At 47.0% G+C, this 12988-nt stretch carries 13 protein-coding genes; 1 reads left to right on the top strand and 12 read right to left on the bottom strand.

Translation table 11 applies throughout. The features are described 5' to 3' along the window. Nucleotides 1-46: 46 nt before the first annotated feature. Genes ilvE through BK127_RS15270 form a run of 5 tightly spaced genes read right to left on the bottom strand, consistent with a single transcriptional unit; the run spans nucleotide 47 to nucleotide 4649 of the window. Nucleotides 47-925, bottom strand: a complete 879-nt coding sequence (ilvE, locus tag BK127_RS15290; RefSeq protein WP_076231610.1) for a branched-chain-amino-acid transaminase — start codon at nucleotides 923-925, stop codon at nucleotides 47-49. A gap of 8 nt (nucleotides 926-933) precedes the next feature. Continuing rightward, entirely contained in the window at nucleotides 934-1812 is an 879-nt protein-coding gene (pheA, locus tag BK127_RS15285; protein WP_076231607.1) for a prephenate dehydratase, read from the bottom strand. Next, entirely contained in the window at nucleotides 1809-2783 is a 975-nt protein-coding gene (gene thrB / locus BK127_RS15280) for a homoserine kinase (protein WP_076231605.1), read from the bottom strand. Before thrB ends, pheA begins: the two co-directional genes overlap by 4 nt. 41 nt (nucleotides 2784-2824) lie before the next feature. Then, nucleotides 2825-4111 carry a homoserine dehydrogenase gene (locus BK127_RS15275; protein ID WP_076231603.1) on the bottom strand — a complete coding sequence of 429 codons (1287 nt, stop codon included), beginning with the start codon at nucleotides 4109-4111 and terminating at the stop codon, nucleotides 2825-2827. 46 nt (nucleotides 4112-4157) lie between these two features. Beyond that, complete coding sequence (locus tag BK127_RS15270) at nucleotides 4158-4649, bottom strand: ACT domain-containing protein (protein ID WP_076231601.1); 492 nt, start codon at nucleotides 4647-4649, stop codon at nucleotides 4158-4160. Between the two features lie 240 nt (nucleotides 4650-4889). Between BK127_RS15270 and BK127_RS15265 the strand changes: the two genes are divergently transcribed. After that, nucleotides 4890-5393, top strand: coding sequence for an NUDIX domain-containing protein (locus BK127_RS15265; RefSeq protein WP_076231598.1), 504 nt, complete (start codon nucleotides 4890-4892; stop codon nucleotides 5391-5393). Between the two features lie 115 nt (nucleotides 5394-5508). On the opposite strand, the gene BK127_RS15260 is transcribed toward BK127_RS15265, so the two are convergent. From BK127_RS15260 to BK127_RS15230, 7 genes are all read right to left on the bottom strand, one after another. Further along, nucleotides 5509-6552, bottom strand: a complete 1044-nt coding sequence (locus BK127_RS15260; RefSeq protein ID WP_076231596.1) for an anthranilate phosphoribosyltransferase — start codon at nucleotides 6550-6552, stop codon at nucleotides 5509-5511. Nucleotides 6553-6633: 81 nt separating this feature from the next. Further along, nucleotides 6634-8763: an assimilatory nitrate reductase catalytic subunit NasC gene (gene nasC, locus BK127_RS15255; protein WP_076231594.1), complete on the bottom strand. Its 2130-nt coding sequence runs from the start codon at nucleotides 8761-8763 to the stop codon at nucleotides 6634-6636. A 30-nt stretch (nucleotides 8764-8793) separates the two neighbouring features. Then, nucleotides 8794-10026, bottom strand: coding sequence for an MFS transporter (locus BK127_RS15250; RefSeq protein ID WP_076231592.1), 1233 nt, complete (start codon nucleotides 10024-10026; stop codon nucleotides 8794-8796). Between the two features lie 253 nt (nucleotides 10027-10279). Continuing rightward, nucleotides 10280-11581, bottom strand: coding sequence for a GTPase ObgE (gene obgE, locus BK127_RS15245; protein WP_076231590.1), 1302 nt, complete (start codon nucleotides 11579-11581; stop codon nucleotides 10280-10282). A gap of 12 nt (nucleotides 11582-11593) precedes the next feature. Further along, nucleotides 11594-12238 carry a Spo0B domain-containing protein gene (locus BK127_RS15240; protein ID WP_076231587.1) on the bottom strand — a complete coding sequence of 215 codons (645 nt, stop codon included), beginning with the start codon at nucleotides 12236-12238 and terminating at the stop codon, nucleotides 11594-11596. An 81-nt stretch (nucleotides 12239-12319) separates the two neighbouring features. After that, entirely contained in the window at nucleotides 12320-12631 is a 312-nt protein-coding gene (gene rpmA, locus BK127_RS15235) for a 50S ribosomal protein L27 (RefSeq protein ID WP_076231585.1), read from the bottom strand. A gap of 14 nt (nucleotides 12632-12645) precedes the next feature. Then, a complete protein-coding gene (locus BK127_RS15230) occupies nucleotides 12646-12978 on the bottom strand; it encodes a ribosomal-processing cysteine protease Prp (protein WP_076231583.1) in 333 nt (110 codons plus the stop codon). Nucleotides 12979-12988 lie beyond the last annotated feature (10 nt).

Below are 12988 nucleotides of genomic sequence, written 5' to 3'. Positions count from 1 at the left end.
CCATCTCCACTTTAGAAGTGGAAACAGAGGGCTGCTCCAAGACGAGTTATTCGTATACCTTCACACCGTCGATATCAACGAGCTTACGGAATTCTTTAAGCAGATGCGTAGTGATAGGGCCTGCTTTGCCTTCACCAATTGTTCTTGCATCCACCTCGCGAACGGCAATAACCTCTGCTGCTGTTCCGGTAAAGAACACTTCATCCGCCACATAAACATCATGCAGGGTGAATGGCTCTTCTTTGACCTTATAGCCCAGCTTCTCGCAAATTTCGATAATCGCAGCACGGGTAATGCCTTCAAGCGCCCCGCAGTAGCAAGGCGGCGTGAAAACAACCCCTCTTTTAATAATAAAAATATTGTCGGACGAGCCCTCAGCCACATAGCCTTGGGAATTCAGCATGATGGCCTCGCCTACGCCAGCCAGATTGGCTTGAATTTTAACCAAAATATTGTTCAGGTAATTTAGCGATTTGATTTTTGGATTCAAAGCATCAGGCACATTGCGGCGTGTGGATACTGAAACGGTTTTTAATCCATTCACATAAGCCTCTTCCGGGTAAATCGACAGCTGCTCTACGATAATAATTACATTCGCTTTCGGCGAACGTCGCGGGTCTAAGCCAAGATCACCGGGACCACGGGAAACAACAAGACGAATGTATCCGTTTTGCAGCTCGTTTTTGCGAATGGTTTCGATCAGCACCTGCTGCATTTCTTCCTGAGGAAGCGGGATGTCAAGCATGATGGATTTGGCCGAATCGTACAAGCGATCCAAATGCTCTTTGCATTTAAAAATATTTCCATTATAAATTCGGATACCCTCAAAGATACCGTCTCCGTATAAAAATCCATGATCGTATACAGAAACTGTTGCCTCTTCCTTGCTCACATACTTGCCGTTTAAATAAATCACTTGTGCCATAATAACAATTACACCTCCGAGTGTGTAGGTTTATAAGAATAGGTGGGATAACAACCCAATATGCGAACCTGGCAGCCTATCGCTTCAATTTCCTGAAGGGCTGACGGGAGCAATACCGAATCAAGTGATGCATCAATATCGATGTAGAAGTAGTAATTGCCCAGCTTTTTCTTCGTTGGCCGGGATTCGATCTTGGACAGATTGATCCTGCGCCAGGCAAAAGCTGAAAGCACCTGATGCAGGGCACCCGGATAATCCTCCGGCAGCGTGACGAGAATTGTCGTTTTGTGAGACCGGTAGTTATCCATCAATTCAATGGGAGCTTGTCCAACCAGAACGAATCGGGTAAAATTTTTCTGATGATCCTGGACATCCTGTGCCCATATCTGGAGTCCATACAGTGCTCCAGCCGAACGAGGAGCAAGTGCCGCTACCTCCGGACTGCCAAGCTCCTGTACGAGTCTTGCGGCTTCACCATTGCTGCTTACCTGCTCCAGCTCCACATGAGGCAAATACTTCCGCAAAAACTGGCGGCATTGGGTTAACGTCACACTGTGCGAAACGATTTTCTTCAGGCCGCTGCAGCTTGCTTCCAACGTATCTCCCGGAGCCCCCACAGCCATTAACTGTATAGAAATCGGGTAAATCCACTCGGCCTGCATCGGCAGATTCACTTCGTGTACCAGCCAATCCAGATGAAGGCTGACCGAGCCGTCGAAGGTGTTCTCGATCGGAATGACACTATAGTCCGTTATTCCGTTTACCGTTGACATAAACACATCGTCAATCAGCTTGCAAGGAACGTACTCACAGACAGCACTGTCCAAAAAATGGCGTGCCGATTCCTCGGTGTATGTACCGGGACCCAAAAGTGCAATTCGCTTCATGTGCGAACGTCTCCTTTGATGTTTTCAAATAATGTACACCCTTCATCAAAGTGTGTCAACACCTGCACGCCATGTGACGCAGGGTTCAGCCACATCAAGGTGGCCTCGATCCCTTCGCCCCGCAGCGTGCCCTGCAGGAACTGCTCCAGCTCCGCCTTGCGGGAGCTGCTCCGGTCGACGAGCGTGAGCATCGTCGGACCAGCACCGCTTAAAGCAACGCCAAGGGCGCCATGGTTGGTCGCCTCGGCGAGGATGTGCGCGAGCCCCGGCACAAGAGGGGCTCGATATGGTTGATGCAGCGCGTCTTTCATCGCGCGCGGGATCATGTCAAGCCGCCCGGTGCAGAGGGCGGCTACGAGCACGGACGAATGGCCGACGTTGAACACGGCATTCGTCAGGCTTTGTTCGCGCGGCAGGACATGCCGCGCTTTCTCTGTCGACAGCTGGAAGTGTGGAATGGCCACCAGCACTTCCAGCTGCTCATTCGGCTCGACGCGGATATACTCCGCGCGCTCGCCGTCCCAGAAGGCGACGACAAGACCGCCGAACAGCGATGCACCTACATTGTCAGGATGATGCTCCAGTGCCGTCGACATCTGGAACAAGGTGTCATCCGACAGCGGACTGCCAATCAGCGCATTGGCACATGCCAGCGCGCCTACAATCGCAGCTGCACTGCTGCCAAGACCACGAGTGAGCGGGATATCGCTGTACATCGAAATTTCCAGCTCCGGGTGCGTAACTCCGGCTTTGTCAAAAACCATCTGCGCTACCTTATAGATCAGGTTTGATTTATCTGTAGGAATTCCTCCCATTCCACTCCCGAGCAGATGGATACGGGTTTGTGCTGCTGTACTCATTTCTATCCATGTATATAGATCAAGCGCCATACCGAGCGTGTCAAATCCAGGGCCCAGATTCGCCGTACTTCCCGGCACTTTTACGCGTACCTTACCGCCTTGTATACCCATCGTACGACTCCTTTTTCCGTTTAAGCTTCTCGATTGATTTATTAGCCTTCCACCCGATAAACGCTTTTGATCGAGTGAACCACGTCCATACCTTCGAACTGCTTTAACACTTTTTTCATTGCCGCCTGATTCGCATCATGAGTAATAATGATAATTTCCGCTTTCGGATTCGTTTCGTTCGGATGCTGCAATACGGACTCAAGGCTGACTTCATGCTGGGCGAACACCTGCGTAATTTGGGCAAGCACACCCGCCTTGTCTTCGACGTGCAGCAAAATGAAATTTTTGGAGGCAATCTGCTCATCGGTCTTCAGCTTCTTTTCTTTAAATGGAGCCAAAGCACGCTGACCATTAATCCCCAGCTTCAAATTGCGAACTACCGCCACAAGATCGGCGACAATGGAGGTTGCTGTAGGCATACCGCCCGCTCCAGGACCATAGAACATGGTTTCCCCTACGGCTTCACCGTGTACATACACCGCATTGAACACTCCATTCACCGATGCCAACGGGTGCGATTTCTTCACCATGGTCGGTTGCACGCTAATGCTGATATAATCGTCCTGGCGCTCGGCGATCCCAAGCAGCTTCACTTCATACCCAAGACGCTTTCCGTAAGCGATATCTTCCTTCGTAACTTGACTGATACCACGAACCTTGACATCACTCAAAGAAACATGAGCATGGAAACCGAGTGTGCCAAGAATCGTCATTTTGCGTGCTGCATCGAAACCTTCTACATCTGAGGTAGGGTCAGACTCCGCATAGCCGAGATCTTGCGCTTCCTTCAGCACATCATGATAAGCAGCGCCTTCCTGACTCATCTTTGACAGGATATAGTTGGTCGTACCGTTGACGATTCCCATAATCTTCGTAATGCGGTCAGAAGAGAAGCCCTCAACCAATGTCCGAATGATCGGAATACCACCGGCCACACTTGCTTCATACAAGACGTCGCAGCCTTTTTCAGATGCTTTCGCCAAAATCTCCTGTCCATGCAGCGCCATTAAATCCTTATTGGCTGTAACAACGTGCTTGCCTCTGTCCAGCGCCTCAAGAATATAGCCTTTGGCCAGCTCAATACCGCCCATAACCTCAATGACGATATCAATTTCCGGATTTTCAATAACGTCACGTGGATCTTCCGTCAATAGCTCAGAACTGACCTCGATGTCACGCAGTTTGCTTTTATCCTGAACCAAAATCTTGGATATCTCGATGGAGGCACCGGTTTGGCTCATCAAATCCTGTTGGTGTCCCTTGATGATACGGACAACACCTGTTCCTACAGTCCCAAGACCGAGCAGCCCTACTTGAATAGATTTCATATGTTATCCTCCTTATATTTGCAACCGATCCTTCAGCCTTCAGCTACTACCCCTGCCCAACCAGAGCAGCACGACTGACGCCTTCCTGTGCTCGCAGCATCTCCAGCACAAAAGCTACATTTTCTTCCATTAATGAAGTCTCCACTGAAATCACCACATTGGCAATCCCTTGCAGCGGAATCGTTTGATGTATCGTTAGCACGTTACCCTCAAGTCCGGCTATCATCGCTAACACTTTGGATAAAATGCCTGAACGATGTTCCAGATCCATCGAAATCGTCACGATTCGCTCCCGATCCAGCTTGCTGAGCGGAAATATTCCGTCCTTATACTTATAAAAGGCGCTTCTGCTTAATTCGACCTGTTCCACAGCCTCATGAATCGTTCTTACCTTCCCACGGGCCAGCAGTTCCTTGGCTTGCACGGTTTTGAGCAAGGCCTCAGGTAAAATGTCTTCCCTGACCAAATAGTAACGCTCATGTTCATTTGGCTTCGTGTCACCCTTTTTTTTATCCGACAGCGTAAAAATCCTCTCCATAAAGACGAATGTTTCTACCTAGTGGACATTATATCGAAAACAACGGGTTGAGGCAATAGGCTTTTGCAAATAGCCAGTCTTTTTCATAAAGTCTCCACATCTGTCGCCTTCCTAAACAAGTGCATTCATGGTAAAGTTGGTAAAATCAATAAACAAGCATGACGCTGGGCCTCTCGTATATCTAAAATAATGGAGTTCAAAAAGACAACTTTTGAAACGACCCCATAAAGGAGCAGATTGATGATTCGTGCACGTATAATGGCAACTGCCATGTTGTTTCATGACAACGATCTTTTGATGATGAAAAGGTCCCCGACACGTACATTAAATCCGGGAATGTGGGCAGCCGTAGGCGGCCATCTCGATCCGGGAGAGATTAGCTCTCCGCGTAATGCCTGCTTACGTGAAGTATGCGAGGAAACCGGCTTACAGGAAGAAGAGATTATCGATCTAAAGCTGCAGTACATTTTGATCCGACTCAATCAGCAGGAAATTCGCCAGCAATTTATTTACACAGCTCATACCACCCGCCGGGATGTCATCCAGACTGAGGAAGGGGTACTGCACTGGATTCCACGTGAGCAGGTACTTGATCGAGAAATCCCGTTTATTTTCCACCGACTGCTGGAGCACTACTTCGAGCATGGTCCAACTGATCACATCTGGGTTGGCACCGCTGGATTTGATCAATATTCCGCTCCAGAGGTACATTGGACAGCCTTGGTCGATCCCGAGATGAACTGACAAACTTATAAAGATGTACAAATATAACAAACAAGCTTTACAACGACAAAAAACCGTCTGGACTTGACTATCCATACGGTTTTTTATTGACACTTCGTCCAGAACAACCTCAACCTCAGCCATGCGAACGAAACTCGCTTTTATTACTGAGATCCCGCCATTTATCTAGAATTTTAAATGCCTCTTTGCGCTGCAGCAGGGAACGAGCCAGCTGAAAGCCTTCTTCATACGAACCTACCTTGTCAAACCAGTACAGGCGCAATCCTGCATTAAACACAACATGCTCCCGTTCATTACGGATATCATCGGAATCATCCCCTTGAATAACCCTATTTAAAAGTCCAATTTGTTCGTCTTTCCCGCATTTCTCTAAAGGGTCACCACGAAATCCGAATGTTAAAGGGTCAATAATATTCGATTCGTCACCCCAAGGTGTCACCTTACGAATAACACTGCTTTTATGAATCGGTAAATCCTCAGAGCCCTCAATACCTTGTACAATATAGGCTGTTTCAAAACCCGACCTCGGTAAGAGATGTATCAGATGTTCCATCGCCGTTTTGTGGTGTACACCGATCATTAAATTTTGTGAATGGACAGGATTGATTACTTTTTCTACGGTATTAAAGAAGGTTCGCAATCCTATCTGCTCTCGGACCTGCCTCACTCGTCCAAAGGGTGGACAAATCAGATCTGTCCATATGAATCCGATATGCAAGCTCATGAAGATGTTTTCCCAATCTCTGGCTTCCAGCTCCACCTGGATACCTATGCCCTCCAGAAGCTCCTTCAAAGAAATACCCAACATTGGAGGCAACGATTGACTTCCATGGAGCACCTGTGGAAATCCAACGGAAGCGATTAGCAGGCTGACCGGAATCGTAACCGGAAAATACTGTCTGCCATCATAAGGGCCGGCACAATTCAAAGAATTGGAGAAGGAACGGTAAGGCAGCGAGTACTTGCGAAATACATCGACAAAGCCCATCATTTCTTCGTCTGCTTCCCCCTTCATCCGCATCGCCATTAAAAACGCCGCTGTTTGTGCATCCGTAGATTCGCCGCGAGCAATGGCATGAGCCACAGCTACCGCCTCATCATAAGTCAAATCACGCGACCCTGTTCGTCCGGTTCCTACCGCTTTAATCCATTGCTTCATGGTGTCAACTCCCTCATAAATGACTAAAATGGCAAATTCGTAAGCAGAAAAACTGCTTACGAATCATCTGCAGCTGTGAGATTACGCCGGATTGATCTGCACAGCGCACACTTTAAATTCCGGCATTCGGCACGTGGGGTCCAGGGCCGGGTTAGTTAACCGATTAATACAGAAATCATCGCCCCAGTGAAAAGCGACAAATACCGTATCCGGCCGAATTTTTTGCGAAAACTTCACCTTCAAACGAATCGTTCCTCGCTTGGAGGATACCTTGGCATGACCTCCATTGACAAGACCAATGATTCCCGCCGAATCCGGATGAATCTCAAGCAGCGGTTCCGGATATTTGGAATTCAACTCCGAAGTATTCCTTGTCTGAACGCCCGATAAATAATGCTGCAGCACTCTTCCGGTCGTTAATATATACGGATATTTCCGATTCGCCACTTCCTTCGGATTCTGATGTTCAATCGGTGCCAGCCTCGCACGTCCATCCTCATGGTCGAATTGCTTCTCAAACATACGTGGCGTTCCGGGATGGCCCTCCTCCGGGCATGGCCAGAACATCCCATGCTGTGCCTCAAGACTGGCGTAAGTCATTCCGAAGTAATCAGCTTTCCCCCCTTTGCTCGCCAGTCTTAGTTCATTAAAGATTTCTTCCGCATTTTGATAATTAAAATAAGCCCCTTTATCCAGAACAGCCGCCATTTCGCAAACTATTTTCCAATCAAGCTTTGCCTTCCCCGGGAGTGCTTTGAGCGCTCTGCGCACCAGAACGCGTCCCTCTAACTGGGTCATCGTTCCTTCGTCCTCCAAATAAGCTGAGCCGGGAAGCACCATATGAGCCAAACGAGCTGTCTCCGATTCGAATAAATCGATAACGACGAGGAACTCCAGCTTTTTTAATGCTTTTTCTACCATGTGGCTATTCGGGTTGGACACGACAGGATTCGAACCCAGAACAATCAGGCATTTAATTTCTTTGCGGTCAATAGCTTCCATCATTTCATAAGCCGAAATTCCTTTTCGGGGAAGGTCTTCTTCATTAACACCCCAAACTTTAGCCATATAAGCACGATGATCCAAATTTTCAATCAGTCGATAGCCAGGCAGCTGATCGGCCTTCTGACCATGCTCGCGTCCGCCCTGTCCGTTAGCCTGACCCGTAATCGCTCCGTAGCCACAACCCTGCTTGCCTATTTTACCTGTAAGCAGCACCATATTGAGAAAGTTCCTTACATTGGCCACACCGCTTGCATGCTGTTCTACACCCCGTGCTGTAAATACCATACCGGTCTCGGCTTCTCCGTACATCCGTGCAGCTTCTACAATTTGCTGGGGTGGTATTCCCGTCAAAGCGGCGACTTCCGATAAGGAGACCTGCTTTACATGCTCGACAAGCTCGTCATAGCCATTCGTCCGCTGCTCGATAAAGCTTTGATCAACAAAGCCTTCTTCGATTATGACCTTGATCATTCCGTTCACCAGCGCGGCGTCATACCCTGGCTTTACCTTCAAATGCAGATCCGCTATTGAGCAAGTCGCAGTTTCCCTTGGATCAATGACGATAATTTTGCAGCCGTTTTGGCGGGCTTTGCGAAAATAAGCCATAATTGTTGGCTGGCACTCCGCAATATTGGTTCCCGCCAAAATGATACACTTGGCAAACGGTACCTCTTCCAGCGGATTGGTCAATCCGCGATCCACACCTAATGTCAAATTCGCTGCACCCGCAGCAGCAGACATACAGAAACGGCCATTGTAATCGATATATTTGGTTTGCAAAGCGACCCGCGCAAATTTCCCAAGCAAGTAGCATTCTTCGTTTGTCAGAGATCCACCGCCATATACGCCAACCGAATCCTTGCCATATTTGGTTTGCAAAGCCTGCACTTGAATCCGAAATCTTTCCATGGCCGCTTCCCAGGATACATTAGAGAGTTTGCCTTTTATCCTGATCATTGGATTGCGCAATCTGCGATCATCAATAGCATGCGAGTGAGCATTCAATCCTTTTACACAGAGCCTGCCATCCGTAACCGGATCCTCTTTATTCGCCGAGACCGAAAACCGACTAACCATGATCGACTTTTCCTCATGTAGATTCATCGTGCATTGGACACTACAATAAGGACATTCCGTTGTGGTCGTTATCTCTCTCGTAGTGGTTACAGCCTGCTGCTTCTGAAAATGCTTAAGAAATTCGTTCATTCTGCTCACTCACCTTATTGCCCTATTAGTTTAATAGTTCACGCCATTGCCTGCCTTCGCCCATTCTTTTCTCCAGCTGCGTGATACCGCATAGAAGGCTAACGTCACGACTAGAACGATCGAGGCCACCACAATAAATCCGGTAACATGAGTCCCTGTAGCTTGTTTTAAGGGTCCAAGAATATTATTAGGAAGTAAAAATCCGCCAAACCCGCCTGCCGCACCTACAATACCTGTTACAACTCCGATTTCTTTGGAGAAACGCTGTGGTACCAATTGAAAAATCGATCCATTGCCCATTCCCAGACAAGCCATCATCACACTCGTGATCAGCAGCATCACCATAAAGGAGCTTGGCATCGTCGACACGAGAAACGCACAAACACAGACGACCGTGTAAAGTACCAGCATGAAACGCATACCACCGATTTTATCTGCAATGTAACCGCCTATAGGTCTGAAAAAGCTGCCCGCAATGACGGTGATCGTAACCAGATAACCGATTTGAATTTTGGATAAACCGTCTGGAATCGTTTTGTCTCCATACACATCATAGAAGAAAATACTGAAGTAACTGGAAAATCCGACGAAGCCTCCGAACGTAATTGCATAAAAGATACTGAACCACCAGGTATCCTTGTGTTTAAATGCCGACAAATAATCAATAATTCCTTTGGGGGCTGGTTGATTCGGACTATCCTTCGCCATCATGATGTATGCGATCAATACAAGCACCAACGGAATAATCGCAAGTCCAAATACATTGTGCCAACCCATACTTGCAGCCAGCTGTGGACCAAAGAAGGTTGCAAGTGCAGTTCCGCTATTTCCCGCGCCTGCAATGCCCATTGCTAATCCTTGATACTGCGGCGGGTACCAGCGACTTGCCAAGGAGAGGGAAACCGCAAAGCTTGCGCCTGCAATCCCCAGTAAAAATCCGAGTGCCAGCACCTGATTAAAAGTAGTTCCGCCAAGCCAACCCCACAATAACGGAAGGATGGTCAGCAGCATACCGATAATTCCAGCTTTCCGCGATCCGATTCGATCTGCCAGAATCCCCATTGGGATCCGGAATATGGAACCACCTAATGTAGGAATCGCCACCATCGTCGCTTTTTGCGCATCGGTTAATCCAAAGTCCTTGGTAACGTATAAGGCCAGCGCACCACATAATACCCAAATCATAAAACTTACATCAAAATATAGGAATGCTGACATCAAACTTGGAAAATGACCTGATTTCTTAAAATTTTTAATTTCCATTCTAAAACACCTCCCCTAGCAGTCTCTTTTCAAGCATCGGAGTCATTTAAATGTTATATTTGTTTACATTTAAATAATATACATGCGTTATCCGAAAATTTCAATACTATTTATGTAAAAAATTCATATTATACTCGAACTTTAAAGTTAATAATCACAATTTTTATTCGTGTTTAAATCGTTTGCACAAAAAAGAGGAGTGCCAACCTCACATGAAACTAACGCAAGGTTTGCACTTCTCTTTTTGAGCTTACTATTCTTTTTCAACAAACTCAAATTCAAAATCACCAATCTGAATCGTCTGTCCATCTACAGCACCACGAGTTCTAAGTGCTTGATCAATACCTTTTTTACGTAAAATCCGTGCAAATCGTTCAACGGCTTCCTGTGTACTGAAGTTCGTTCTTTTGATCAGCTTTTCAATACTTGGACTCTCTATAACAAATGTATCATTCTCACGTCGGATGGTGAATTCCTCGTCATCCTGTGCTTCAAACTTGAACACCTTGCGCTCAGACAGATCAACCAGGTCCTCCAAGAGCGGCATATCTGGAATGGTTTCCAGCAGGTCCGCTACTTTGTACAGAAGCTCCTGAACACCATTTTTGGTGACTGCCGATACAGGCATCACACGGATTGACGGATCCACTTCAGCAAGCTGCCGTGTAAATTCGTCCAGATATACTTCTGCGTCCGGCATGTCCATTTTGTTAGCGACAACAATTTGCGGCCGTTCACCGAGCTTGGCACTATAAAGTGTTAGCTCATTGTTGATTTTTTGCCAATCATCAAAAGGATCACGACCATCCGTAGCCGCCATATCGATAATATGAACAACAACTCGTGTCCTTTCTACATGCCGCAAAAATTCATGACCGAGACCTACGCCCTCATGAGCTCCTTCAATTAATCCAGGCAAATCGGCCATCACAAAGCTTCGACCATCCCCTACATCAACAACCCCCAGGTTCGGAGTCAGTGTAGTAAAATGATAAGCAGCGATCTTAGGCTGGGCTGCAGATACAACAGACAGCAGTGTTGATTTCCCTACACTCGGAAAACCTACCAGGCCCACATCCGCCATCACCTTAAGCTCAAGCACAAGCCAACGCTCCTGGCCTTCTTCACCATTCTCGGCTATCTCCGGAGCGGGATTGTTCGCTGTTGCAAACTTTGCGTTACCGCGACCACCGCGACCACCCTTGGCTACGATAACTTCCTGATCATGTCGCGTTAAATCTGCCATAATTTCGTGAGTATCATCATTAATGACGACCGTTCCCGGAGGTACTCTTACGATTAGGTCCTCAGCATTAGCGCCATGCTGTGTCTTGTTCCGACCCTTAATTCCACGATCCGCTTTAAAATGCTTTTGGTATCTGAAATCAACCAATGTGCGAAGGCCCTCGTCCACACGGAAAATAACGTTGCCTCCATTACCTCCATCGCCTCCGCCCGGACCTCCATCAGGTACATACTTTTCTCTGCGGAATGCAACGAGACCATCGCCTCCATCGCCGCCTTTAACATAAATCTTCGCTTTATCGATAAACATGCCTACACCTCTTTATATATTCAACGGTAATTCGATGCTCACTCCTATAGAATGTCCATCCCATTGATTTGTTTTCCATGTCATATTCATATCCGATTGGAGCCTGACTCGTTCAAGAGCAGGCAGCAGCTGATTACCGGTCTTATCACATTGATAATGACCATCAATTGTCAGTTTGCCAACCGTTTGTGTCAACTTTAGCTGTAAACCATACTCATGTTCATGGTGAACAACCGCATGCTCTTTAAAAACTTCAATGACTGCAATCAGCAATCGAGTCAATTCTTTACAATCGATCAAAAGTTCATTTAAATGGATTTCGTGCTCCATTTCGACTTCCAGCTTTAATTCCTTCACCTCGGCCTGTACCGAGAATACATACATAATGAGTTCAGGAACTCCCAGCTTCGAAACGTTACTTTCTCGCTGAACCTTCACTTTGATGTTTTGCATCAAACTCTCCAGCTTATCATACTTGCGTAACTTGACATAACCGAATATTAATTGAATCTCATTCATCCAATCGTGCCGATAGTGGTTAAACAAGCGAATCAATCGGAGATCCTGATCAGATTCTCTCTCGTCACCCATTAAAAAGGCTCCATTTTCACTCTGATTACTGAAGCATTCTTCGTTGAACGGTCGATTCGAACCCATGTCAACCTCTCCGATCCACTAGTCCAAATATAGAAAAATCCCCGGCGACACTGAATCGCCGGGGCTATCGTCGATGACGTATTATACTTCTACAGCTGCAGCCACCGGAGCGACTTCAAATGGATAAACACTTACTTTTTTGCGAGTACGACCATAACGCTCGAACTTCACAACGCCTTCGATTAGAGCAAACAACGTATCATCGGAACCGATACCTACGTTATTTCCCGGATGAATCTTAGTTCCGCGTTGGCGGTACAAGATGCTTCCAGCACTAACTCCTTGTCCGTCAGCACGTTTAGCGCCAAGACGCTTACCGATACTGTCACGACCGTTTTTTGTGGAACCTACACCCTTCTTGGATGCAAACATCTGAAGATTTAATTGTAACATGGTGTCAACCTCCTTCATTTCGTATTTTCTTGCAAATCTATATACGTACTGTACGATTGTTTAATAGTTTGCAGCATGACAACCATCGACTCAAGCAGCATCTGTACCTTTTCATTCAAGACGTTATCTGCAAGCTCAGTAAGTTCAACATCCAAAAAGCCATGTTTTGCTTTCGTCTTCAATTGAATTCCGAGCAATACTTCGACCGAATTGACCGTACCTACCGTAACAGCAGATACACCTGCACAGACAATATCTTTGCCAGGCTCATCATACATGGCATGACCTTTTACTTGAAACGAATAGATCCGACCGTCAGGCTTGCGCTTAATCTTCACACGAATCATCTGCTGATCC

The organism is Paenibacillus sp. FSL H7-0331 (genome assembly GCF_001956045.1).
The sequence above is the reverse complement of the archived record's forward strand: the minus strand, read 5'-3'. Positions and strand labels throughout refer to the sequence as shown.